The sequence below is a fragment of the Shewanella salipaludis genome (assembly GCF_012911865.1).
Taxonomy (GTDB): domain Bacteria; phylum Pseudomonadota; class Gammaproteobacteria; order Enterobacterales; family Shewanellaceae; genus Shewanella; species Shewanella salipaludis.
Window position 1 is genome coordinate 117962 of sequence record NZ_JAAXYH010000003.1, and the last position, 24977, is coordinate 142938.

Annotated in this window: 24 protein-coding genes and 1 other annotated feature; of the genes, 9 read left to right on the forward strand and 15 right to left on the reverse strand. The window is 54.1% G+C overall.

The features are described from left to right. Nucleotides 1-76: 76 nt before the first annotated feature. The 3 genes from tal (at nt 77) to HC757_RS06195 (ending at nt 3059) form a co-directional block, all read left to right on the forward strand. Nucleotides 77-1033 (forward strand): transaldolase, encoded by a 957-nt coding sequence (gene tal / locus HC757_RS06185; protein ID WP_169563444.1) that lies wholly within the window; start codon nt 77-79, stop codon nt 1031-1033. 18 nt (nt 1034-1051) lie between these two features. Next, complete coding sequence (gene pgi / locus HC757_RS06190; RefSeq protein WP_169563445.1) at nt 1052-2689, forward strand: glucose-6-phosphate isomerase; 1638 nt, start codon at nt 1052-1054, stop codon at nt 2687-2689. A gap of 184 nt (nt 2690-2873) precedes the next feature. Beyond that, on the forward strand, nt 2874-3059 hold the full coding sequence (locus tag HC757_RS06195) for a DUF3545 family protein (protein WP_169563446.1): 186 nt from the start codon (nt 2874-2876) through the stop codon (nt 3057-3059). A gap of 60 nt (nt 3060-3119) precedes the next feature. Here the strand turns inward: HC757_RS06195 and HC757_RS06200 are convergent, their stop codons facing one another. From HC757_RS06200 to thrA, 4 genes are all read right to left on the reverse strand, one after another. After that, complete coding sequence (locus HC757_RS06200; protein ID WP_169563447.1) at nt 3120-3659, reverse strand: hemerythrin domain-containing protein; 540 nt, start codon at nt 3657-3659, stop codon at nt 3120-3122. Between the two features lie 247 nt (nt 3660-3906). Then, a complete protein-coding gene (gene thrC / locus HC757_RS06205; RefSeq protein WP_169563448.1) occupies nt 3907-5193 on the reverse strand; it encodes a threonine synthase in 1287 nt (428 codons plus the stop codon). Between the two features lie 37 nt (nt 5194-5230). After that, nucleotides 5231-6169, reverse strand: coding sequence for a homoserine kinase (gene thrB, locus HC757_RS06210; RefSeq protein ID WP_169563449.1), 939 nt, complete (start codon nt 6167-6169; stop codon nt 5231-5233). Further along, nucleotides 6166-8631 (reverse strand): bifunctional aspartate kinase/homoserine dehydrogenase I, encoded by a 2466-nt coding sequence (gene thrA, locus HC757_RS06215; RefSeq protein ID WP_169563450.1) that lies wholly within the window; start codon nt 8629-8631, stop codon nt 6166-6168. Before thrA ends, thrB begins: the two co-directional genes overlap by 4 nt. 621 nt (nt 8632-9252) lie before the next feature. Between thrA and HC757_RS06220 the strand changes: the two genes are divergently transcribed. Further along, nucleotides 9253-9768 carry an FKBP-type peptidyl-prolyl cis-trans isomerase gene (locus tag HC757_RS06220; protein WP_169563451.1) on the forward strand — a complete coding sequence of 172 codons (516 nt, stop codon included), beginning with the start codon at nt 9253-9255 and terminating at the stop codon, nt 9766-9768. 117 nt (nt 9769-9885) lie between these two features. Here the strand turns inward: HC757_RS06220 and trpR are convergent, their stop codons facing one another. Then, entirely contained in the window at nt 9886-10161 is a 276-nt protein-coding gene (trpR, locus tag HC757_RS06225) for a trp operon repressor (protein WP_169563452.1), read from the reverse strand. A gap of 195 nt (nt 10162-10356) precedes the next feature. Here trpR and HC757_RS06230 point away from each other — a divergent pair, with 195 nt between their 5' ends. After that, the gene (locus HC757_RS06230; RefSeq protein WP_169563453.1) at nt 10357-10806 is read left to right on the forward strand and encodes a c-type cytochrome; all 450 of its coding nucleotides are present in this window, start codon (nt 10357-10359) and stop codon (nt 10804-10806) included. A 72-nt stretch (nt 10807-10878) separates the two neighbouring features. On the opposite strand, the gene HC757_RS06235 is transcribed toward HC757_RS06230, so the two are convergent. Beyond that, on the reverse strand, nt 10879-11556 hold the full coding sequence (locus tag HC757_RS06235; protein ID WP_169563454.1) for a cytochrome b/b6 domain-containing protein: 678 nt from the start codon (nt 11554-11556) through the stop codon (nt 10879-10881). Nucleotides 11557-11869: 313 nt separating this feature from the next. On the opposite strand from HC757_RS06235, the gene hpf reads away from it, so the two are divergent. After that, the gene (gene hpf, locus HC757_RS06240) at nt 11870-12232 is read left to right on the forward strand and encodes a ribosome hibernation-promoting factor, HPF/YfiA family (RefSeq protein ID WP_169563455.1); all 363 of its coding nucleotides are present in this window, start codon (nt 11870-11872) and stop codon (nt 12230-12232) included. A gap of 115 nt (nt 12233-12347) precedes the next feature. Beyond that, nucleotides 12348-12469 (forward strand) — a sequence feature (Phe leader region). Between the two features lie 42 nt (nt 12470-12511). Further along, nucleotides 12512-14482 carry a chorismate mutase gene (locus HC757_RS06245; protein ID WP_169563456.1) on the forward strand — a complete coding sequence of 657 codons (1971 nt, stop codon included), beginning with the start codon at nt 12512-12514 and terminating at the stop codon, nt 14480-14482. Between the two features lie 16 nt (nt 14483-14498). On the opposite strand, the gene HC757_RS06250 is transcribed toward HC757_RS06245, so the two are convergent. The 9 genes from HC757_RS06250 to ffh form a co-directional block, all read right to left on the reverse strand. Then, complete coding sequence (locus HC757_RS06250; protein WP_169563457.1) at nt 14499-15815, reverse strand: cation:proton antiporter; 1317 nt, start codon at nt 15813-15815, stop codon at nt 14499-14501. A 46-nt stretch (nt 15816-15861) separates the two neighbouring features. Then, a complete protein-coding gene (locus tag HC757_RS06255) occupies nt 15862-16197 on the reverse strand; it encodes a hypothetical protein (protein ID WP_169563458.1) in 336 nt (111 codons plus the stop codon). Between the two features lie 149 nt (nt 16198-16346). Beyond that, nucleotides 16347-17486: a bifunctional chorismate mutase/prephenate dehydrogenase gene (gene tyrA, locus HC757_RS06260; protein ID WP_169563639.1), complete on the reverse strand. Its 1140-nt coding sequence runs from the start codon at nt 17484-17486 to the stop codon at nt 16347-16349. Between the two features lie 105 nt (nt 17487-17591). After that, complete coding sequence (locus tag HC757_RS06265) at nt 17592-18683, reverse strand: 3-deoxy-7-phosphoheptulonate synthase (protein WP_169563459.1); 1092 nt, start codon at nt 18681-18683, stop codon at nt 17592-17594. A 274-nt stretch (nt 18684-18957) separates the two neighbouring features. After that, nucleotides 18958-19311 (reverse strand): 50S ribosomal protein L19, encoded by a 354-nt coding sequence (gene rplS / locus HC757_RS06270; RefSeq protein WP_169563460.1) that lies wholly within the window; start codon nt 19309-19311, stop codon nt 18958-18960. Nucleotides 19312-19345: 34 nt separating this feature from the next. Beyond that, entirely contained in the window at nt 19346-20092 is a 747-nt protein-coding gene (trmD, locus tag HC757_RS06275) for a tRNA (guanosine(37)-N1)-methyltransferase TrmD (protein ID WP_169563461.1), read from the reverse strand. A 15-nt stretch (nt 20093-20107) separates the two neighbouring features. Further along, nucleotides 20108-20638, reverse strand: coding sequence for a ribosome maturation factor RimM (gene rimM, locus HC757_RS06280; protein ID WP_169563462.1), 531 nt, complete (start codon nt 20636-20638; stop codon nt 20108-20110). 20 nt (nt 20639-20658) lie between these two features. Next, complete coding sequence (rpsP, locus tag HC757_RS06285) at nt 20659-20910, reverse strand: 30S ribosomal protein S16 (RefSeq protein WP_169563463.1); 252 nt, start codon at nt 20908-20910, stop codon at nt 20659-20661. Between the two features lie 217 nt (nt 20911-21127). Next, nucleotides 21128-22501, reverse strand: a complete 1374-nt coding sequence (ffh, locus tag HC757_RS06290; protein ID WP_169563464.1) for a signal recognition particle protein — start codon at nt 22499-22501, stop codon at nt 21128-21130. Between the two features lie 284 nt (nt 22502-22785). On the opposite strand from ffh, the gene HC757_RS06295 reads away from it, so the two are divergent. Further along, nucleotides 22786-23577: a cytochrome C assembly family protein gene (locus HC757_RS06295; protein WP_169563465.1), complete on the forward strand. Its 792-nt coding sequence runs from the start codon at nt 22786-22788 to the stop codon at nt 23575-23577. A gap of 100 nt (nt 23578-23677) precedes the next feature. After that, nucleotides 23678-24955 carry an HlyC/CorC family transporter gene (locus HC757_RS06300; protein WP_169563466.1) on the forward strand — a complete coding sequence of 426 codons (1278 nt, stop codon included), beginning with the start codon at nt 23678-23680 and terminating at the stop codon, nt 24953-24955. Nucleotides 24956-24977: the final 22 nt, after the last annotated feature.

Consider the following 24977-nt stretch of genomic DNA (forward strand, 5'->3'; position numbering starts at 1 on the left):
AAAGTCGATAAAATCGCTTCTAATACCCACAAGCAAATTATCGAGCTTAGGCTGTTACTTGAGAAGGATGTTTTCCATGGCTACTACACTAGAGCAACTCAAATCCCTGACGACCATCGTTGCGGATACCGGCGATATCGAAGCCATCAAACGCTATCAACCAGAAGATGCCACGACCAATCCGTCACTCATTTTAAAAGCGGCCCAAATTCCTGAATACTCGGCACTCATCGATGATGCTATCGCCTGGGCTCAATCCCAGAGCCAAGAGCTGGCACAACAGCTCGAAGATGCCGGCGACAAGCTTGCCGTTAACATAGGCGTGGAAATTCTCAAGTTGGTGCCGGGACGTATCTCGACCGAAGTCGATGCTCGCCTTTCTTTCGATAAAACCGCTTCGATAGCGAAAGCCCACAAATTGATCAAGTTATATCAGGATGCCGGGATAGATAAGTCACGCATTCTGATCAAGTTAGCCTCTACCTGGGAAGGCATCTGTGCCGCCAAAGAGCTGGAGAAAGATGGCATTAACTGCAACCTTACCCTGTTATTCAGCTTTGCCCAGGCCCGTGCCTGCGCCGAAGCCGGGGTTTATCTTATCTCGCCTTTCGTCGGCCGCATCCTGGATTGGTACAAGAAAGACACTGGCCTGGACTATAGCGCAGCCGAAGATCCGGGCGTGGTTTCCGTGACGGAGATTTATAACTTCTACAAACGCCACGGCTATCACACGGTCGTCATGGGCGCCAGCTTCCGCAACATAGGCGAGATCATCGAACTGGCCGGCTGTGACCGCCTGACGATAGGCCCTGCACTGCTCGAAGAACTGGCCAATAGCGATATTGACATAACGCAAAAACTCACCCCGGCCACAGAGACCGTCGCCCCGGGTGCCCAGCTGACCGAAGCCGAATTCCGCTGGGAATTCAACCAAGATCCTATGGCGGTAGACAAGCTGGCCGAAGGCATTCGCAATTTTGCCTTGGATCAGGGCAAACTCGAGGTTATGTTAACCGCCAAGTTAACCCGATAACACAGCTAGGACGGCAGAATGACGCACTTGACTGAAAGTTCCATCTGGCAGGCTTTAGCCAAACACAGCCTGCAATTACCTCATATGAGGGAAATGTTCGCCAAGGACTCTCAAAGATTCGAGGCCATGTCCTTGTCGGCCTGTGGTCTGTTTCTGGATTACTCCAAGAATAGGGCGACGACCGAGACCTTGGAGTTATTATTCAAGCTGGCCGAAGAGACTGAACTCAAAGATAAAATTTGCGCCATGTTTGCCGGCGATCTCATCAACACCACAGAACAGCGTGCCGTGCTGCATACGGCGCTCAGGGCCGATGCCGACCAGGAGATCCAGGCCGAAGGCCGGGACATAGTGCCTGAGGTGCAGCAAACGCTGGCCAAGATGGAGGCTTTCGTCGACTCGGTAGTCTCTGGACAATGGCGTGGCTATACGGGCAAAGCCATTACCGATATCGTCAGTATCGGCATAGGCGGCTCCTTCCTCGGCCCCAAGATCATCTCCCAGGGACTGCGGCCATACTGGAATACCGGCTTGGCATGCCACTTCGTCGCCAACGTCGATGGCACTGCCATCAGCGAGAAGCTGAAGCTGCTCAATCCGGAAACCACGCTGTTTGTGATGTCATCCAAGTCCTTCGGCACTCAGGAAACCCTGACAAATACCCTGTCCGCCAAGGCCTGGTTCCTGAAACTGGGTGGTTCGCAGTCGGAGGTGGCCAAGCACTTCGTCGCCGTGACCTCCAATGTCACCAAGGCGACAGAGTTTGGTATTGCCACGGATAACATCTTCCCCATGTGGGACTGGGTCGGCGGGCGCTATTCACTCTGGTCGGCCATAGGCTTGCCTATCGCGCTCCTGGTTGGCATGGATAACTTCCGGGCCTTGCTGCGTGGCGCCCATGAGATGGACGAACATTTCGCCAAGGCGCCGCTGAGAGAAAACATGCCCGTCATCATGGGGTTACTCTCCTTATGGTACGGTAACTTTTTCAATGCCCAATCACATGTGGTCTTGACGTACGATCACTACCTGAGGGGATTGCCCGCCTACTTCCAGCAGCTGGATATGGAGAGCAACGGCAAGTCGGTCACGCTCGATGGCACCCGGGTCGACTACAGCACTGGGCCCGTGATCTGGGGCGGCGAAGGTACCAACGGCCAACATGCCTACCACCAGCTGCTGCATCAAGGCACTGCCTTGATCCCGGCCGACTTCATCATGCCGTTGAATAGCCATAATCCTCTGGGCGAACATCATGCCCAGTTGGCGTCCAATTGCTTCGGCCAGACCCAGGCACTGATGCAGGGGCGCACCTTGGATGAAGCCATGGCGGAACTGGCGGGGGCGCAACTGAGCGATGAAGAGAAGCTGCTGATAGCCAAGCATAAGGTCATGCCGGGCAACAAACCCAGCAACACCCTGCTGATGGACAAGCTCACTCCGCAAACCCTGGGGGCGCTGATAGCACTGTATGAGCATAGAACCTTAGTTCAAGGTGCCATCTGGCAGATCAACTCCTTCGATCAATGGGGTGTGGAACTGGGTAAAAATCTCGGTAACGACGTACTGGCGCGCATAGGTGCACCTCAGGCGGCGACAGAACTGGACGCCTCCAGCAATGGGCTGATTAACTTGTACCGTCAGCGGCAGATTTAGCCAAATAGATAAAGACCGGCCCTGGCCGGTCTTTTCATTTCCCGGCTTTCCATGGCCCCCAGACTCCCCCCGACATCATCTAAATGTCACCCTCATTTAACACAATTGAAACATAATTCTTGCACCCTGTTTTGTAAATATGTTATTTAACTGATGACAAAAAATACAAAGACAGGAGGTTGCCATGGATCGCTTAGATTATGGTTGTGCGCTAGATGAAGTCATTGAAAGGCCCGGACGTTCACGAAGCTCCAACAAGAAACGCAAATGGCGTGAGATAGAAGCGTTAAAGGATAAACGCCGTCTACTCAAAGAGCTTCAGGACATAGATAATAATTTTGACTGTGATCTCGATGCTATCCTCTTATAGAGGTATCCGGCAACAGCCTGATTATCGATGAAAAGAGCGCCCTTGGCGCTCTTGTTATTCTTACTCTGCATTCAGCAGGTAATCCCTGAGCTCCTCGAACACTTGCTTGTCGTTGTCGCTGAAGAGAGGATCATCCACCAGCCTCTGCATAGATGACGCCGAGATATCCGCCCAATCCTGTGCATTCAAGTGTTCGGAAAATAACGGGAAAATCTCTGTTTCTTCAAACTCCATATGATGCCTTTGCAGTGCGACATAATTTTGTAAGTCGGCGATCAACTTATCCCTGGACATCACCACATCACTCAAGATCAAATTCAGACTCGCCATCAGCACGCTGGACGCCTCAAACAGGCGTTTATGCTCGGCAGCCAACTGCTCGGTTTCCACCGCCGCCGACACCTTATTCAGATAATATTCATAGACGATCTCTTCCAGGGGATGATGACTATGCTCGACATAGACTTGCATATATTCGAGTATGTCGCGGATCAGGTTGAAGTTAACCGCCTCACCATCGGCAAGCTTCATGCATTTTTTTTCTAATAAGCTTACCAAAATCCCTATATGCTTATGATCATTGATTAGCCTCTGCAACATAACCACCCCACAAAAAAACCGTCTAAGCCCGATGCCTTAATAGTAGTCAAACGAACTATTAATGCCCAATATGCCAAAAGGCTGCTGCCGGCGATATGCTGTGGGTCACAGAAAATGCCGGCAGGCTCGCAAGTTATCCATGTGATCTTGAACAGGAAGGCAAACGAGGAGGCATAGCCTCCCCACGGCTAACTATGATGGCCGAGCGGCCAAGACGCTAATGAGCCGCGCTAAAGCCTGCTGGGCACTAGCGTGACAAGCAGTCGAACATGTGGGCCTTGAGCGCTGCAAAATCGGCAGCGAGCCGCGCCGATAGCAGCGGCTTTTGCGCCACCGCCGCCAACTCAGGCGGCAGGGGTAAATCCAGTTGCAACTCCCGGTCCACCACATCCTTGAATTTTGCCGGGTGCGCGGTACCGAGAAAGATCCCCTGTTCAGCGGCGTCCAGGCTCAGCGACAAAGCCCTGGCTGCGATGGCCGCATGTGGCTCAGACAGATAGCCGTCGTCATGCAAGCGGGCCAGCGCCTCCGACGTCTCGGCCTCGGACAAGGCGACGCCCGTGATGTCGGTTAACGGCCAGCCCAGCTGCGCGCAGATGGCTTCGACCCGCGGCCAATTGCTCGGCTCGGAAACATCCATGGCATTGGACATGGTCGCCACCGTCGTTTCGGGTACCCAGTCCCCGCTCTTCAGGTAACGTGGCACCGTATCATTGCTGTTGGTGGCGGCAATGAAGCGTTTTATCGGTAATCCCATGGCCTTGGCCAACAAGCCAGCGGTCAGGTTACCGAAATTACCGCTGGGCACGGCAACCACAGGCTCGGCAAATCCCAGGGCTTGCGCCTGGGCAACCGCCTCGAAGTAATAACATACCTGCGCCAGCAGGCGGCTGATGTTGATCGAATTGGCCGAATTCAGATGCAGCCCTTCGCGTATGTCCTCGTCGTCGAAGGCCTGTTTCACCAGGTGCTGGCAGGCATCGAAGTCGGATGCGACCGCCACAGTATGTATGTTGCCGCCCAAGGTGGAGAACATCTTTTCCTGCAACAGGCTGATCTTACCCTCGGGATACAGCACCATCACCTTCACCTTCTCCAGCCCGAAGAAGGCATCGGCCACGGCGGCACCCGTGTCGCCCGAGGTCGCAGTCAATATGGTCAGCACCTTGTCGCCGGCGAGCCGGTTGATGCACTGGGCCATGAAACGGGCACCAAAATCTTTGAAGGCCAGAGTCGGGCCATGGAAGAGCTCCAGACAGGCGCGCCGCTCATCCACCTTGACCAGGGGCAAGGGAAAATTGAACGCCCCTTCAACCAAGGCATCCACCGCCGGCTGCCCCAGCTCTGACGCCAGCCAGGCACCGAGCACTTTCTTGCTGCGCTCGACGAAAGGCAATGCCAGCAGGCTATCCATGTCTTCCAGTACAGGGATCTCGGTCGGGAAGAAGAGTCCCCTATCCTTGCCCAACCCCAATTGTACCGCCTCACTGAAACTCACCAGCTGTTGCGGGTGTTTTAAGTTATATAACTGCATCTTATTGTATCCTATGTCTTATTCCGATAATCGAGACTCAATCCACCCTGCGGGCACCCTGTTTATCCAGGCGGCATATATGGCTGAAACCACCGGGGCCGGACAGGTAATGCTGCTCGAGCCAGTCCCTGGCCGCCTGTGCCGTCGCCAGGGTGTCGGTGACAGAAAACAGCGTAGGGCCGCTGCCGGAAATCCCGGTAGTCAACATGCCGAGCTCCGCCAAGCCCGCCCTCGCCTGGCGGTAACCTGGAATGGCATCGGCACGATAGGGTTCGGCCAACACATCCTTGAGCACCTCGATGGCCAGCGCAGCATCCTGTTTATAGGAGGCATGCACGAAGGCACTCAGGTAACGGCCAAAATCTATCGCAACGCTCCTGTCATAGTGTTCCGGCAGCAGGGCCCGCATCTTGGCCGTCGACAGGGAAATCCCCGGATAGGCCAGCACCCAATACCAGTCATCGAAGCCGGGAATGGTGTCGCATACCCTTCCCGGCACATTCAACATGAGTTGCATGCCGCCCAAATAGCAGGGCGCGACATTATCAAAATGCACCGAGCCGCTGATCTTGCCTTCGAACTCGCCCATCAACAGCAGCAGCTGTTGTGGCGAATAAGGCTCGTCGAAATACAGGTTGAGGGCGTACAGGGCCGCCACGACCGAGCTGGCGCTGGATCCCAGGCCACTGCCCACCGGCAGGTTCTTCTCCAGCGTCAAGGCCAGGCCGACAGAGGGTTTCCCCAGGGCCTCAAGAAAGAAACAGGCGCACTGATAGACGATATTCTGCTGCTGAGACTCGGGCAGCTTATGGGCCCAGGGACCGGTCAACGTCAGCTTGACCCCGGAAGGCGCCGCCTCGATGAAGACTCTGTCCCCCAGCAGACTGCCGTCGAGCGGTGCCAGGGCGGCGCCGAGCAGATCGAAGCCGACACCGACATTCCCCATGGAGGCGGGGGCGTATACCTTAATGCTCATAGGCTCACCTCGCGGGTCCAGTTCAGGGTCCTGAGCACGTCGGCGAAGGCACCGGCGGCGGTCACCTCGGTGCCGGCGCCATAGCCACGCAATACGAAAGGCAATGGCTGATAATAGCGACTGTAAAATGCCAAGGCATTCTCGCCCCCCTTGACGCTATAGAGAGGATCTGCGGCATCGACCTCGACGATGCGCACCCGGCAGCGCCCCTCCTCTATCTGGCCGACATAGCGCAGCAACTTGCCTTCGGTTTTAGCGGCAGCGACGCGCATCGCCATGGCATTGTCCAGTTGCGGCAGCCTTGCCATGAAAGCGTCGACATCACCCGAGGCATCGAAGTCCAGTGGCAACACAGACTCCACCTCCACATCATCCAGCTCGAGCTGCAACCCCACTTCCCGCGCCAGGATCAACACCTTGCGGGCCACATCCATGCCACAGAGATCGTCCCTGGGATCGGGCTCGGTGAAACACTTGTCCCTGGCGATGGCCGTCGCCTGCGACAGTGTCATCCCTTCATCCAGCATGCCGAAGATAAACGACAGGGAGCCGGACAATATGCCGTTGAACTGATGTAACTTATCGCCGGCAAACAACAGCTTCTTGAGGTTGTCTATGACAGGCAGGCCGGCACCTACCGTCGTCTCATACAGAAACTGACGCCTTTGTTTCAGTGCCGTCTGACGCAATGCCTGATAATAGCCAAAGTCACGGGTGTTGGCTTTCTTGTTGGGGGTCACCACATGCAGGCCAGCGTTCAGTACCTCGAGATAGCCGTCTGCAACCAGGCTGCTGGAGGTGCAATCGACCAGCACGGGATTGAGCAGCTGCTGCTCCCTGGCCCATGCCAGCATCAGGTTCAGATCATTGGCCTGCTGGCTGTCGGCAAGCAAGGACTGCCAACGGTTCAAATCTATGCCGGCGCTGTCGAGCAACATGGTGCGTGAATTGGCGATGCCGCACACCCGCATGCAGATGTGTTGTGCCTTGAGCATCTGGGCCTGCTGTTTGATCTGTTCCAGCAGCCCAGTGCCTACGTTGCCACAGCCGACCAGGAATACGTCCAGATACTGCAGCACATCGAAGAACCCCTGATGGCAGGCGCCTATGGCGTGCTTGGTCTTACGCTGCTCTATCACTGCCGAGATGGAGCGCTCAGAGGATCCCTGGGCGATGGCGATGATATTCACACTCGCCTGGGCCAGAGATTGGAAGAACTTGGCGGCAACCCCCTTATGGGTGCGCATGCCATCGCCTATCAGCGACACTATCGCCAGCTCATGGCGGCATTCTATCTGCTCTATGAGCTCACTCTTTATTTCCAACTCGAACTCTTGTTCCAGTGCCCATTTGACCTTGGCGGCATCCTGGGTCGCCACACAGAAACTGATGCTGTACTCGGATGAACTTTGGGTGATGAGGGATACGGATACCCCGCTGTGGGAAATGGCTGCCAGGGTACGGCTGGCCATGCCCACCATGCCCTTCATGCCAGGGCCCGAGATATCGAACATGCTCTGGCTATCGAGATTGGAGATGGCCTTGACCTGCAGCCCTGTCTCATCCGGCTGACTGGAGACCAGGGTGCCGGGCGCCTCTGGGTTGAAACTATTCTTGATATAACAGGGGATGTGATACTGGGCTATGGGGGTGATGGTCTTGGGGTGCAACACCTTGGCGCCGAAATAAGATAACTCCATCGCCTCCTGATAGCTCAACTGAGTCAGTAGCTTGGCATCGGCCACCACCCTGGGATCTGTGTTATACACTCCGTCGACGTCGGTCCAGATCTCACAGCTGCTGGCATCGAGACAGGCAGCCAACACGGCCGCAGAATAATCTGAGCCGTTGCGCCCCAGGGTCACCACCTGACCATCGACATTGGCGGCGGTGAAACCCGGCATCACCCATACCCGCTTCTCATCCAGCGACAAGAGGCTGAACCTGGGTTTGCTGATGGCGATATCGACTATCGATTCCAGTGGCTTGCCATGGGCCAGGAATAAACGCCTGGGATCGAGCTGTCCTGCGGTGACGCCCTTAGCCTGCAGCACTTGCTCCATCAGGGCTGCCGACAGGCGTTCCCCGGCAACCACTATCTCGGCACGCACATTATCCGGGCATACCCCGAGTAAGCTGACGCCATGTAACTTGTCGCGCCAGATGCCGAGCTGGGTGGCAAGCTCCGCCGACAAATGCTGGCTCTGTGCCTCGGACAGGAGTGCCGCCGCCTCCTGAAACAAGCCGGCGAACACTTGTTCGACCCGAGACAGCACAGCCCGGTAGTCCCCGGCGGCAACGGCGACGTCGGCCATGTCCAACAAGGCATTGGTCACAGTTGCCGGTGCCGACAAGACGGTGGCGACAGCTTCATTCCTAGCGGACTGGGCCACTATCTCTGCCGCCATCAGGAATCGCTGCCAGTTGGCGAGCGAGGTACCACCAAACTTCATCACTTTCATCTTCATATCTCCTTAGTACCGCACCCGCTAAGAAACAAAAAAGCCCGCTTCTTGGTGGGAAGCGGGCTTGTAGTTTAATTCTTTCAGGGTGTAATCAGCCCGCCCCCACTTTGATAATAGTGGTGGTTGTAATAATGGTGGTTACAACTGGGCTGAGATTAGGCATTTGGCTGCGCTTAGTTAGCTTCGATTACTTGGTAAACAGAATTGCCTTTTTTGCCTGTCCTTGTCAACCCCGGGAAGCGAGTTATACATGAGGAATAATAAAGATGTTCGCCGTTCCAGGTGTTTTCCTCAGTTTTTACAGGCTATTTTTGCATTTAATGCAACACAACAGGGTTTACGTAAAGGTAACCCCAGGTATCTCGCATAAGTAAAAATATTTTTAATTCAAATGGTTAAGATATTTATTGATATGTAGCCATCAGAATTTTGTATTTAAAGTGCTATTTGCTACCTATTTCATTGCCAAGGGGATGAATTCAGATGTTTTGCCCATGACAGTCAGCCTGCAACGCCCCTGTGGCTGAAAAATGCAAAAGGGCAATTTGTCCACAACAGATCATCGCCAACGACATAAAAGCACGTTACTATGCGCCCACATTCAGCTCTGGAGGCAATATGAAAATCACTCGACATAGCGCGGTAACCCTTCATTACCGTTTAACCGATGACCAAGGCAGACTGCTCGAAAGCTCTTTCGATGCCGAGCCTATGCAGTACATACACGGCACCGAAAACCTGATCCCGGGTCTCGAAGCCGCGCTGGACGGTAGAGTCAAGGGGGATACCCTGGAGGTGACTATCGCCGCAGCCGAAGCCTATGGTGAGTATCATGAGGGTCTGCGCCAGGAAGTGCCAGTCGACGCCTTCGGCGACATCGAAGACATAGTCCCTGGCATGCGTTTCATCGCCGAGACTGAGATGGGCCAACGCCCGGTTCAAGTACTTGAAGTCAAAGATGATCTAGTCGTTGTCGACGGCAACCATCCGCTGGCCGGTCAGGCATTGAGTTTCAGTCTGGAGATCATGGATGTCCGTGAAGCCAGTGCCGACGAACTGGCCCATGGTCATGTCCACGCCCCCGGTGGTTGCGGCAGCCATGGTCATGACCATGATCATGATGGACACGAATAAAGGCTGCGAGACACAGTGAGCCCCGAGGTGACTCGGGTTGCCACTGTCCCTTAGCGCTAAAAAAAACGCGGCGCCGGCTCGGGCCGCGGTTTTGAAACATTAACTGCCTTGGCTTGACTAGGAGATCAAACCCTTGATCTTCTCTCTATGCTCAACCGACATGTGCTTCAGATAATTAGAGCAGCGGGTGATGGTGGCTATGCTCACCTGATATTCGGCTGCAATTTGCCGCTGGCTCAAGTCCCCACTGAGCAGGAGTTGAAACACTTTCAGTCGCCCAGCGATGGCACTGCGCTCCTCTTCTGTGAGTAACAATTGGAACAGGGCGATGAGTTCATCATGTTCGGCATGACTCAAGACTTTCTCTAATACTAATTCCCAATTTGCCCGCATGTCGCCTTTCTCCGGTACTGTTACAGCATTACATTTGCCAGTTTAACAAAACGGCTGCCAACACAAAACCTCTTATCCGAGCCGCCGTGGCTTTACACACAATCAGTGACAAAATAGCTTCTAGTACACGGGGTTAATATGTGTAGAATGGCCTGGCAATGTCACTCATATGCCTTATTGAACAGTGGAAAACAGATGAAAAAGAGACTATTAATCTTAATCGCCAGCACAGCATTGACTGCCGGTGCCCAAGCCAATGATTTCAAAAATACCGATGCTGCCATTCATTATCGTCAGTCGGCATTCGACTTAATCGCCCATAACTTCGGTGACATGGGTGCCATGCTCAAGGGTAAGAAAGCCTTCGATGCAGATACCTTCGCCATGCGGGCGACCCATGTTGCGGCATTGGCAAAAATACCTTTCGAAGGTTTCGTTGCCGGTTCGGATCAGGGCGATACCGACGCATTGGCAAAAATTTGGCAGGACAGAGCGGATTTTGATGCCAAGATGAGTCGCTTCCAGGAAAATGCCGCCAAGCTCGCACTCGTTGCCCAACAAGGCGAAAAAATGGCTATCAAGCAAGCCTTCATGGAAACAGGCAAGAGCTGCAAGGGCTGCCACGACAGCTACAAGAAAGACTGACAAGCCTGAGCCTCAAACAAACCCTAAAGCCTGCACTCAGATGCAGGCTTTTTTGTGGCTGTTATTGATGGCTCACAGACTCTGGAGCACGGGTCGCATCAGGGTAACAAATACCAGACTCCCCAAGATGCTCAACAGGGCTATCGCGACCAATACAGAGGTAAATCTGAGCCGGGTATCGCCACACCCGTTATGCTTCTTATAACCACTCACCATGGCCCACACCAGCTTATCTCCCTTAAACCAATGCAACGCCACGGCGGCGATGTGTATTGCAGCCAGTCCAAGGATGAGTAAGAAATTTTGCTTATGCAGCCAAGTCAGGGAGGATGCCGTCTCGGCACTCACCCAGGAATACAGGGGTCCCTCGGTAAAGATCTCATCTGTGGCGAACAGACCTGTGGCCAACTGCAGACTCAGGGTGGAAATAAGCGCCAGCACCATATAGCCCCCCAGGGGATTATGACCCAAGGTCGCAGGCAGCTCCCCCCTGCGACCGGACTTAAGGTAATCTACTACCCTCTTGGGGCCGTGAACAAACTGTTTGAATCTGGCGGTATCACTGCCCACAAATCCCCAGAGGATCCGAAAGCCAATAAAAACCAACAGGGTATAAGCCAGAAGTTGATGCCACTGCATTTCCCCCGCATCGGCACTCCACCAGAGACAAGCCAGCAGCAACACCATACCCCAGTGGAAGACCCGGGTCGGGAGATCCCATACCTTGATCTTAATCTCTTTCGCACTCATATATTGGCTCTCATCGACACCACCTACAGCGGTTTTGTGATCTATACTCATCGAAGGCAGTTTATATGAAAGCTTACGGCAGGCAATGTTTCTATGGGGTAAATTTAAGTAAAGCTGGCAGGGTTATCCACTCGAATATGCGCTGGTTTCAAGCCGATAACAAGACCTTTGCTTCGTTTTTCAGCCGAAAATGTCTAAGTGTTCAAATATGCGCCTAACAGTCTGGAGGGAGCCGGAAAGTGTGATTTAAATCACATTATACAAGACTAAGCTTGATAGTCTGAACACAGGGAAACAACAGAAGGTTCGACATATGATAAAAATCACAAGCAAGCAACTTGAAGTCACCCCCCCTATTCGTGAGCGTGTCGAGAGCCGATTTGACAAGCTGGCACGGCACCAGATCCACTTGATCAACCCTCATGTCATCATCAACCAGGAGAAAAGCCTTTTTAAGATTGAAGCCTCTGTCGGTGTTCCAAACGGAGAGTTGTTCGCCCAGGCGAAGCATGAAAACCTCTATGCCGCAATTACGGCGGTGGGACAAAAGCTGGAGAAGCAGCTAAATCGCCTGATCCACAAGCCTGAAGCTCAACGCCATATTTCACTTGAAACTGAGCCTGAAATACTCGGCACTGACTTCGATGAACAGTATGAGGAGGTATACGCAGCTTGATATTATATTCAACGTTCAGCCGGCGCACCTTAGGGTGCGCTTTTTATTGAATAAGCGCCAAGTTGAGCAAGTTTCCATTGACAGCGCAGGAGCCGCGCTTTAGCTTTAATGGCATGAATAGTCTAATCCCGGCCTTTTTTGCTTTCTTTTTTATTCCCCCCTCGGATGGCGGCGGATTTTCGGTGTAAAAACGAAAGTGAAAAATCCAAAGCCTCCCAAGTGGGAGGCTTTTTTGTCTGTAGCCATGACAGGTACCCCCAGAGTAACGATGAGGTCAGCATGCCCAATCCACAACCGTTAAACCAGACCCGAGAACAGATCACCGCATTGGACAAAGATCTCTTGGCCTTACTGGCAAAGCGCCGCAGTCTCAGCCTGGAAGTGGCCCGCAGCAAGGAAGTCGATGTGCGACCCATCAGGGATACTCAAAGAGAGAAAGATCTGCTTGCCCGATTGGTGCAACAGGGCAAGGCCCAGGGACTGGATGCCCATTTCGTGCTGTCACTCTATCAAAGCATAATAGAAGACTCGGTGCTCAATCAGCAGGCCTATCTCCATGGCAGGGCCAATCCCGATACCCAGAAACCCGCCTATTGCATCGCATATCTGGGCGCCAGGGGCTCCTACTCCTACCTGGCCGCGACCCGCTATTGCCAACGGCGTCAGGTCGAGATGCAGGATCTGGGCTGCAAGAGTTTCGATGACATAGTGCAGGCCGTCGAGCTGGGCCATGCCGACTATGGTTTCCTGCCGATCGAAAACACCTCCTCCGGCTCCATCAATGAAGTCTACGACGTGCTGCAACACACCAGCCTGTCCATAGTAGGGGAAACCACCATAGAGGTTGGTCATTGCCTGTTGGCAAAGGCTGGCACCAGTCTCAGTGAGATCAAAACTGTGTATGCCCATCCCCAGCCCATCAGTCAATGCAGCCGCTACCTTAGCCAACACCCTGAGTTCAAACTGGAATACTGCTCCAGCAGTGCCGAAGCCATGGAACGTGTGACCCAGGCCGACGACAAGAGTGTCGCCGCCATAGGCAGCGTAGAGGGCGGCAACTTGTATCGGCTGGAAGCCATAGAGGACAAGCTGGCGAACCAAAAAGTCAATCAGAGCCGTTTCATCGTCGTCGCCCGCAAAGCCGCAGAAGTGCCGGAACAGCTGCCGGCCAAGACGACGCTCATCATGGCAACGGGTCAGAAACCGGGCGCCCTGGTCGAAGCCCTGTTGATACTCAAGGCGCAGGATTTGAATATGAGCAAGCTCGAATCCCGGCCGATCCCCGGCACCCCATGGGAAGAGATGTTCTACCTGGATATAGATGCCAACCTCGCAGGTGATGCCATGCAGGCGGCGTTGAAGCAACTCGAGCGGATAACCCGTTTCATTAAGGTGCTGGGGTGTTATCCAAGCGAAACCGTTAAGCCAACCCAACTGAATAACAGCCAGTTACTGATCGAACCCCAATCCCAGGCCGAACAAACCACAGCTGAACCGCCGCAGACGACCCTGCTCAGGTACAGCAAACACTACAAGCCCGAGGCAACCGAGATCAGCCGAGGCCCATTGCAACTGGGCACGGGTCAGTTTGCCGCCATAGCACAGCTGAAATTACCCATAGAAGCGGCCGAATTAGAGCAGTTGGCCAAGACGGTGAAAGCATGCGGTTTTCAAGCCATGATAATCGACGGCCTTAGCCGCCAGAGTGAACCTAGCCAGAGTCTGGCGCACATAAGACATAGGCTCAATCAGTTCGATCTCTGCTGCATACTGACAGTCGAGCATGAGTCTGAATTGACTGCCGCGAGCCAGGAAGCCGATATCCTGCTGCTAAGCGGTAAGCTGATGTTCAATCAGGCATTGCTGATGCGTGCCGGCTCCTTGCCTATCCCCCTGATCCTGGAAAGAAATGCTCTGGCAAGTTCTGAGGACTACCTGGCGGCGACAGAAACCATCTTAAGCCAAGGCAACCAACAGCTGATCTTATGCGAGGCCGGCATTAATACCTTTAACAACGCCAGCCACCCGTCGCTGGACCTGGCCAGTGTCGTCAACCTCAAGGCCGACAGCCACTTACCTGTGCTGGTTAATCCGAGTCATCTCGTCTCGCCACAGGCCCTGCCGGCGCAGGCCCTCGCCATAAAACGCCTCGATGCCGACGGCATCATACTCAGTCTCGACGCCTTGGGAGGCATAGACAAGGACAGCCTGGCGTCACTCGCCGGCTTGGTCGAGGCGCTGTACCGCTAGTCCCTGCCACCTGGCCTCATGGCGTCTCCTTGAGGTCCTGTGACGGACGTGCCTGCGCAGCAACAGGCTTGGCCCTGTTGCTGCGCTTGATCAAGCCGGGAATGGTCGAGCCCTGCACCAAGATGGAGAAAAGCACCACGGAATAGGTCATCACCAACAGCAGATCCCGCACACTCAGCTCACTGGCCGCGCTCAGGGTCGTGCCTTCGGGCAGACTCATGGCCATGGCGATCGCCAGCCCACCCCGCAGCCCACCCCAGATCAGAATGCCCTCGGCATAGGGGTTATAGGATTTAACCAGCCGAAAGCCCAGATAGGGCAAGAGTACGCTCACAGTCCTGGCAAATAAGACCAATGGGATAGCCGTCAACACGAACCACCATAGCTCAGTGTCGAAGTGCACCAACAAGAGAATTAACCCCAACAGCAGAAATAACAGATCATTGAAGAAGGCTTGGATCAGTGACCAGAACACCCCGAGCTTCAGCCGCTCGAAGTGACTGAAGTATTTGGGGATACACACATTGCCTATCAGTATGCCGGCACTCACCATGGCCAGGGGGCCGGACACGCCCAGGGTCTCGGCAAACACATAACCCGCCGTGGGTATGGACAGGGTGATCAGCATCAGCTGGGCATCGTCCTCACAGAGCCTAAACAGCAGATACAGGGCGCCGGCGAGCAATGCCCCATAGAGGATGCCGCCCAGGGCCTCCCGCAGGAACAGGTTCCCCACATCGGCCAAGGTTAAAGGTTCGGTCGAGAAGGCCAATTGAAAAATAGACACGAAGATCACCAGGCCGATGCCGTCATTGAACAGGGACTCCCCCTCGACCTGAATGGCAATATCCTCGGGGGCCCCCAACTTCTTGATGATGGCCAGCACGGCGATGGGATCCGTCGGGGAAATCAAGGCACCAAACAGGAGGCAATGGCTCAGTTGCAATGGCAGCCCCAGCCAGGGTGCTATCCAGAACAGCACACCGCCGACCACGCAAGTGGAGATCCCTGTGCTCAACAGGGAGAGGGTCAAGATCTCCCACTTCTGATGGCGCAACACCTTCAAGCGTATCTGCAAGGCACCGGCAAACAGCAGGAAACCTAGCATGCCCTTGAGCAGCACGGCATCGAAATCCAGCTGTTGCAATCCCTGCACCAGGGGGGCATAGATGTCATCGCCCAGGCCCTTACCCACCAACAGGACCAACAGGCTCAGGCAGAGGGAAAAGGCGGTGATGGCCACTGTCTCTTGTAATCTATGCAGGTGTGAAGAGATGAGCGAGGTGGCCAACGCCAGCGTCGCCAACAAACAGAGTATCTGGTAGCTTGTCATCTAAGGTCTCAAAAATCCTTTAATAATGAGACTCTAACATAGATAACTAGATTTCCAAGCCGTCGAGCAACGACAACCAGCCTTTGAGCAGCCGATAGCAAAACCAGCCCAGGGCCATCAGGTAGACCAGCAGACTGAGCCAGAGTTGAGGTAACCAATACCCCAAAGCCAGCAACAGGAACAAGCCCATGTTCGCCTGGCGCTGCCAGCGCAGATGCGACGCCAACAGGGGGCTCAGCTCCTCCTGTTTCTGAGTCAGATTGATCAACAGACTCAGGAGTACGGGAATAAGCAGCAGCGGAAATCCACTCATAAGCCCATACAATAGATAGCCTAAACTGCGGTCTTCCAGTTGCGCATCATAACCTGTTGTCGATGTCATTCGCATACTCCAGCCGGCTCAAAAGGCGCCGGGATTGACGATCAAGACAAAGCGCGCCCCGGCTCTTTAACCTTACTTTCTCGCCTAAAAAAGCGCAATGCAGCGGCACAAAAAATCATCGGAGACGATCCGCAGCCCAGCAGAAACGGCTAGCTGCACTTCATGTCATTGACAGATTGCAGCATGACCCGGCTCTCCTGCTGAAACTGCGGCGCGAAATCACCGAACCACAGGGCGACACGACGAAACTGGGCGATGAACTCCTCCCTGTTGCCCGTCTTGAGCAATTCGAGGGCCTCGCGGTAATTATCCAGGTAGTCACAGATCACCTGCTCACTGCCCTGCTGGGCAAAGATGATGTCGGCATAGAGTTCCGGGCTCTGGGCAAAGAGGCGCCCGACCATGGCCAGTTCCAGCCGATAGATGGGCGAGCTGAATTGCAACAGGCTATCTATATCCGCCGCCTCTTTATACAGATTCAGGCCATAGACGAAGGTGGAAAAATGCCGCATCGCCTGCACCAACTGCATGGCATCATCGTGTCGCTTAGGCTCGGCTTCCACTACCCTGGCACCCCAGATCTCTATCTGCTGTAACAACCACAGGTAAGCCTGTCGCTGACGGCCATGACAGACGACCACCACCTGTTTGGCGAGACTGCCGACATCCGGGCCAAACATGGGATGCAAGCCGACAACGGGTCCCTCATGCGCCGCCAGCATGGCCTGCATCGGCGCTTCCTTGATGGAAGTCAGATCGGCCAGGATGCAGTCCTCTGGTAAGTGAGTCAGTTTTTCCCGGATAAGTTCGCAGGTCACAGAAATGGGCACTGTGACCAACACCAGGCCGGCTCCCGCGAACAGATCCGGCGCCCGCTGCCAATCGTCTTTATCCAGCGTCTCTACCCGATAGCCGGACAAACTCAGCATTTGACCGAATAGTCGCCCGAGTTGGCCTTCGCCGCCCACTATGACTACCTGTCCCAGATCCGGCTTGATTTGCTTGAAACCGACATCTTTCTCGTTCAGATAAGACTCGCGCATCAGACGCCGCAATATATCTTCGATCAGCTGCGGCGCGACCCCCATGGCGCCGGCTTCTTCACGGCGTTTGGCCAACATGGCCGCTTCGCGTTGAGGTGCATAGATAGGCAGGCCGGCGGCATGCTTGACCGCGCCGACCCTGGCGACCAGATCCAGGCGCTTGCGCAGCAGCCGCAACAACTCCTGATCTACGCCATCGATAAGGCCGCGCAGCTGTTCCAGCTCAGCCGTGGTTTTCTCATTCATCACAGACATCTCTCATTCTCAATTCTTCCCTGCCCAGAAGCCCATAGCCAGGCTGGCATACACCCGGACTCGGCTCACTATGACTCACTATGGCTCACTACAATATCAGGCATTGGCCAGGCGCAACCTGTCGAAACGAGTCGGCAGCACCCTGGTCAATTGGGTGGCCCCCCGGCGCAGCAGAGCCTCGGTTGTTGCCCAATCTATGCAGGCATCCGTCACAGAGACGCCGTAAGCGAGTTCACCGAGCGGCTTGTCGCAGCTCTGATTCCCCTCGTTGAGGTGGCTCTCGAGCATCACACCTATGATGGACTTGTTACCCAGGGCTATCTGCTGGAAGACATCTTCACAGACGCCTGTCTGACGCCGGTGATCTTTGGATGAATTGCCATGGCTGCAATCTATGATGAGCCTGGCGTTGAGCCCGGCCTCATGCAGCTGGGTCTCGCACTCGGCAACGCTGGCAACATCATAGTTAGGGGTCGCGCCACCACGCAAGATCACATGGCCGTCCGGGTTACCTGCCGTCTGTAGCAGGGCGACCTGACCTTGCTGGTTGATGCCCATGAACCTGTGGCTGCTGGCGGCCGACTTCAGCGCATTGATGGCCACCTCCAGCTTGCCGTCGGTACCGTTCTTGAAGCCAACAGGCATGGACAGGCCAGAAGCCATCTCCCTATGGGTCTGGGACTCTGTGGTACGAGCGCCAATCGCCGACCAGGTGACGAGTTCGGAGATGTACTGAGGGCTGATGGGATCCAATGCCTCGGTCGCCACCGGCAGCTCCAGCTCGGCCAACCAGAGCATCAGCTCACGCGCCATCTTGAGCCCCTTCTCCACATCGAAAGACTCGTCCATGTCGGGATCGTTGATCATGCCCTTCCAGCCCACTGTGGTGCGGGGTTTCTCGAAATAGACTCGCATCAAGATGTAGAAATCATCCTTGAGTTCGTCATGGAGCCGCTTCAGTTTGAGTGCATACTCCTTGGCAGCCTCCATGTCATGGATAGAACAAGGCCCCGTGATGACCAATACCCTTTTATCGCGCTTGTGGACTATGTCCGCCACAGTTTGCCTGGCATCGAGAATATATTGATAAGCATGCGCCGACAAAGGTAATTCCCGCTTGAGCTCTTCCGGGGTGATCAACACCTTTTCCGAACTGATATGCACATTGTTGATGGTATCTTGTTGCATGCTATCCGCCTGTTCTGTCCGTTCAATTAGCCATTCAATTAGCCATTCAATTAGCCATAGGTGCCGACGCCTGGTCATAGTGCCAACATCTAGTAATAGTGCCAATGCACCATTATCGCAATAGCGTAACGCTACAGCATTACACTGAGAGGCTACTATGCCTCGTCCGAACCGGGAGATCAAGCCTTAAGTCGTTTTTCAGGGCAAACAAAAACCCGCCACTAGGGCGGGTTGATGTGCGAACACTGCGTCTTTTTTTCTGTAGCTGTAACTATTACTTAGTTGCCAGCTTCTCACGGATACGTGCAGACTTACCTGAACGATCACGCAGATAGTACAGCTTGGCGCGACGAACGCGGCCACGACGCTTAACTTCAATGCTTGAGATCAGTGGGCTGTGCGTTTGGAATGCACGCTCAACACCTTCACCATTAGAGATTTTACGCACTGTGAATGCAGAATGCAGACCGCGGTTACGCTTAGCGATAACCACACCTTCAAACGCCTGCAGACGCTCTTTTTCACCTTCTTTAACACGAACCTGAACCACTACTGTATCACCAGCACCGAAAGCAGGTACGTCTGTTTTCATTTGCTCATCGTTGAGCATTTTAATGATGTTGTTCATAACTTACTCCATTCTAGTATTAACTGAGCTACGACTAAGGACGCTTGTCCGTTGTTTCAACAAACTGCGCTAATAGAGTCGCTTGTTCGTCAGTCAGAGCTAGATTTTCAAATAATTCCGGTCGTCGCAGAAAAGTCCTACCTAGGCTTTGCTGTAGACGCCAGAGTCTAATTTGTTCGTGGTTGCCACTCAACAAGACTGCCGGTACAGCTAATCCATCCAGGCTTTCGGGGCGAGTATAGTGGGGACAATCCAGTAAACCGTCAGAGAAGGAGTCCTGCTCTGCCGAAGCTTGTTTTCCCAGCACGCCGGGAACCAACCTGGATACCGAATCAATCAGAGTCATGGCAGGTAGTTCGCCGCCCGAGAGCACGTAATCACCTATCGACCACTCTTCATCCACTTCAGTTTGTATGATGCGCTCATCGATACCTTCGTAACGACCACACACCAATACCAAACTGGGTGATTCTGCCAGTTCAGCAACGCCACGCTGAGTCAGCTTGCGTCCCTGAGGAGACAGATAAATCACTTTCGCACCTTCGCCTGCCGCAGCCTTAGCCGCGTGAATGGCGTCGCGTAACGGTTGCACCATCATCAACATACCCGGGCCACCGCCGTAGGGGCGATCATCCACAGTGTTATGTCTATCATGGGTGAAATCACGGGGATTCCACGTGTGCAACTCAAGCAGGCCGTTTTTCACGGCACGACCCGTAACACCAAAGTCTGTAACGGCACGAAACATCTCTGGAAACAGGGTAACTACCCCTAACCACATATGTTATACCTCGACTTAGAAGTCAGGATCCCAATCCACTGTTATCTGTTTACCTTGCAGATCCACCTTGACGATGAATTGCTCGGTGACAAAGGGGATCATACGTTCCGCTTTGCCGAAGCCATCTTTTTCGTTGGCCTTAACCAGTAACACGTCGTTCGATCCTGTTTCCACGATCTGATCGACTATGCCCATGTTATAGCCATTAGTATTCACCACTTCACAACCTATGAGATCGCGCCAGTAGAACTCGTCTTCCGGCAGATCATTCATTTGCTGTGGCAGTATGCCAATCTCACAATTAGTGAGCATTTGCGCCTGCTCGCGAGTGTCGACCCCTTCGAGTGCGGCCACGACAGCCTTACCCTGGAAACGCCACTGAGTGACTTTAACTTCACGCCATTCGCCCTGCTCTTTTATCAACCAGGGTGAATAGTCAAAAATGCCTTCAACAGAATCGGTATAGGCGGTGATTTTCAACCAACCTTTAATGCCGTGACAGGAGCCTAATTTGCCCAGTACAACTGGCTGTTGGTTACTGCTCATCAATCTATACCTTAACGCTATTAAGCAGCAGCTTTACGCGCGTCTTTGATCAGTTTCGCTACGCGATCTGATGTTGCTGCACCTGTGGCAACCCAGTGCTCAACGCGATCCAGGTCTAAACGCAGAGTTTCTTCCTGGCCACGGGCCAGTGGGTTGAAGAAACCAACACGCTCAATGAAACGACCGTCACGAGCGTTACGGCTGTCAGCAACAACGATGTTGTAAAATGGACGCTTTTTTGCGCCGCCACGAGCTAAACGAATGGTAACCATGCGTTTTCAATCCTCTAATGATTTGCCTGAAGCAAAAATAAAAACTGGAACCCCGTGTTCGCGAAGAGTCCCAGTAGAAAGCCGGAAGATTTTACCTGACTTTCCACCGAATGCAACCAAATCTGGCGATTATTAAGGCTGCGGCCACTTGGCATCTCGGATGAAAATCGGGAACAACCGACTGATAGCCAATAAAATTGTCTATCCCTTGGCCGAATTAACGTCCGGGTAATTTCATTCCCGGTGGCATCATGCCACGCATACCGCGCATCATTTTCTGCATCCCACCCTTGGCAGACATTTTTTTCATCATCTTCTGCATCTGGGTGAATTGTTTCAGCAGGCGGTTAACATCCTGGATCTGGGTGCCGGAACCGGCGGCGATGCGACGCTTGCGCGAGCCCTTGATCAGATCCGGATTCTTGCGTTCCTTGGCCGTCATGGAGTTGATGATGGCCTCCATCTGGCCGGTCATCCTGCCATCCTGTACCTGCGCCAGGGCTTCCGGAGGCAGTTGACCGACACCGGGCAATTTTTCCAGCATGTTCATCATGCCACCCATGTTCTTCATCTGCTGCAGCTGTTCACGGAAATCTTCCAGGTCGAAACTGCCGCCTTGCTTGACCTTGGACGCCAGCTTCAGCGCCTTTTCCTTGTCTACGCCACGCTCGACTTCTTCGATGAGCGACAAGACGTCCCCCATGCCCAGGATCCGCGAAGCGATACGGTCCGGATGGAATGGCTCCAGGGCATCAGTCTTCTCGCCCACACCGAGGAACTTAATCGGCTTACCCGTGATATGGCGAATAGACAAGGCCGCACCGCCGCGGGCATCACCGTCGACCTTGGTGAGTATCACACCTGTCAGTGGCAATGCTTCGTTGAAGGCCTGGGCGGTATTGGCCGCATCCTGACCCGTCATGGCATCGACCACGAACAGGGTTTCTATCGGGTTAACCACCTGGTGCAGATGCTTGATCTCTTCCATCATGGCTTCGTCGACGTGCAGACGGCCGGCGGTATCGAGCAGCACCACATCGATGAACTTGAGCTTGGCGTGCGCTATGGCCGCCTTGGCAATATCCACGGGCTTCTGGCTGACATCGGATGGGAAGAACTCGACTTCGACTTCCCCCGCCAGGGTCTCCAGCTGTTTGATCGCCGCCGGACGATAAACGTCGGCACTGACCACAAGCACGGACTTCTTATGCCGGGTACGCAGGAATTTCCCCAGCTTGGCCACACTTGTGGTCTTACCGGCACCTTGCAGACCGGCCATCATGATCACTGCCGGCGGCTGGGCGGCGAGATCCAACGCCTCGTTGGCCTCGCCCATGGATTTTTCCAGTTCACTCTGGACTATCTTGATGAAGGCCTGACCAGGACTCAGGCTCTTTGAGACTTCCTGCCCAACGGCTCTTTCCTTGACGCTGTTGACGAATTCCCGCACCACAGGCAGGGCGACATCCGCCTCCAGCAGCGCCATACGCACTTCGCGTAGGGTTTCCTTAACATTTTCTTCAGTTAAGCGACCACGGCCGCTGATATTTTTCAGCGTGCGTGACAATCTGTCGGTTAGGTTCTCAAACATGGTCCTGTTCTATACCCTTAAGAATTTACATTATTGGCCTGTATTATAGCGATGCCTGCATATTATGCTACTGCCGCGCCGCACTTGTGCCAGTATGCACCCGGGCGCCGATCCTGGGGCATTTTTCACCTGAGCGTAAATAATTTAGAGTTAAGCGTCAGAATCTGTTAAATTTTGCAATCCAGGTCACCGCCCGCTATCCGGGGGACATGTTAGTCTGGCAACTGACATGGATGAACTCGTTTTCACGGTCACATACAAACAACACGATAGGTTAATTCCAGATGGTCATTTTTTCTGCCGCAGCCATGTTTTTTTACTGCATCGCCTTGGTATTAGTGACGAGCCGCCTGTTTCATGCCCAGGGGCCCAATCGCGGTGCCGTGGCCATTTTTGCCACCATAGGGGTGCTGCTGCATGGCGCCGCCTTATCCCAGGCGATCATGACGACAGACGGCCAGAATTTCAGCCTGACCAATGTCATCTCCCTGGTCAACTGGATCATCGCCTTTACCTTTACCGTGCTGATATTTCGCATTCGCGTCATCGTCTTGATGCCGGTGATCTACGCCTGCTCGGTGATTTCCGTGGCGCTCCTGTGGTTGCTGCCACCGGAGTTTATCACCCATTTCGAACTCTACCCCAAGGTGCTGGTGCATGTGGTCCTGTCCCTGATGGCTTACAGCGCCCTGATGATCGCCGCACTCTACGCCATTCAGCTGGCCTTGATCCAGAACAAGCTGAAGAATAAAAAGACTCTGGTCCTGAGCCCGGCCATGCCTCCGCTGATGACGGTCGAGAAACAGTTATACCACCTGGTCATCATAGGGGTGGTCCTCCTGAGCCTGTCGCTGGTCACAGGATTCATTTTCCTGGACGATATGTTTGCCGGCGGTACGGCCCATAAGGCCGTGCTGTCGATCATCGCCTGGTTTGTCTATGTTGCCATGCTGTGGCAACACTATCGGGTGGGCTGCAAGATGCGCACCGCGGTCATTTATACCCTGACGGGGGCCGGCTTGCTGACACTGGCTTATTTCGGCGCCAGAATTGTCAAAGAATTAATATTATCTTAACCTTATAGCCTGTCGGTTGAAGGCCGGACCTTCGACCGCCAGTTTCTTATTCTAACTTGTCGGCACGGACGCAAGCTTGCCGGCTATAACGGAGCCCTTTTTGGACGCGATATCGACAAGCGCACTCCTCATATTCCTGTTGGTGTTAATCTTAACCTCTGCCTATTTTTCCGGCTCAGAAACCGCCATGATGACACTCAATCGCTATCGGCTGCGTCACCTGGCCTCCAACGGCCATAAGGGTGCCCTGAGAGCGATCAAACTGCTCGAGCGCCCGGACAGACTCATAGGGCTGATCCTCATAGGCAACAACCTGGTCAACATCCTGGCCTCTGCCGTAGCCACCATCATAGGCACGCGCCTGTGGGGCGACTTGGGGATAGCCATAGCTACCGGCGTGTTAACCATGGTGGTGTTGATATTTGCAGAGGTCACGCCCAAAACCATCGCGGCATTGCATCCGGAACGCATCGCCTTCCCCTCGAGCTGGCTGCTGCGTATCTTGCTCATTGTCTTGTCACCACTGGTCAAAATTATTAACTGGATTACCTCGGGTTTCTTACGCCTGTTTGGGGTTGGTTCGGTCAACAGCGATGACGCCCTGAGCCAGGAAGAGCTGCGCACTGTGGTACACGAGGCCGGCGCCCTGATCCCCCAACGCCATCAGGAAATGCTGCTGTCGATTCTGGATCTGGAGAAGGTCACGGTCGAAGACATCATGGTGCCGCGCTCGGACATCTACGCCATCAACATGAATGATGACTTCAAAAATATCAATAGGTTGGTAGTGCAAAGCCCCCATACCCGGGTCTTGGTATATCGCGATACTGTAGACGATGCCGTCGGTTTCATTCACCTGCGCGATGCGCTGCGACTGCAATCCAAGGAACAGTTCAGCAAGTCTTCCTTGCTGCGGGCGGTGAAGGAGCTGTATTTCGTCCCCGAAGGCACACCGCTCAATGTGCAACTGGCCAACTTCCAGCAGAATAAACAGCGCATCGGCCTGGTGGTCGACGAGTACGGTGACATTCAGGGGCTGGTGACACTGGAAGACATTCTCGAGGAAATCGTCGGCGACTTCACCACTTCAATGCTGACCACCGCCAGCGAAGACATCAATGTGCAGCAGGATGGCAGCTATCTGATCGATGCCAGCATCAACATTCGCGATCTGAACAAGGAAATGAAATGGGACTTTCCTACCGACGGTCCCAAGACACTCAATGGCCTCATTCTCGAATACCTGGAAGAGATCCCTGCCCCGAACACCAGCCTGAGATTGGCGGGCTATCCGATAGAAATCGTCGACGTCGCCGACAATATGATCAAGACGGTACGGGTGATGCCCCAGTATTTTCAGCCGCCGGGCACCCACTAGCCCTTTGGGCTCACTTGTCCGA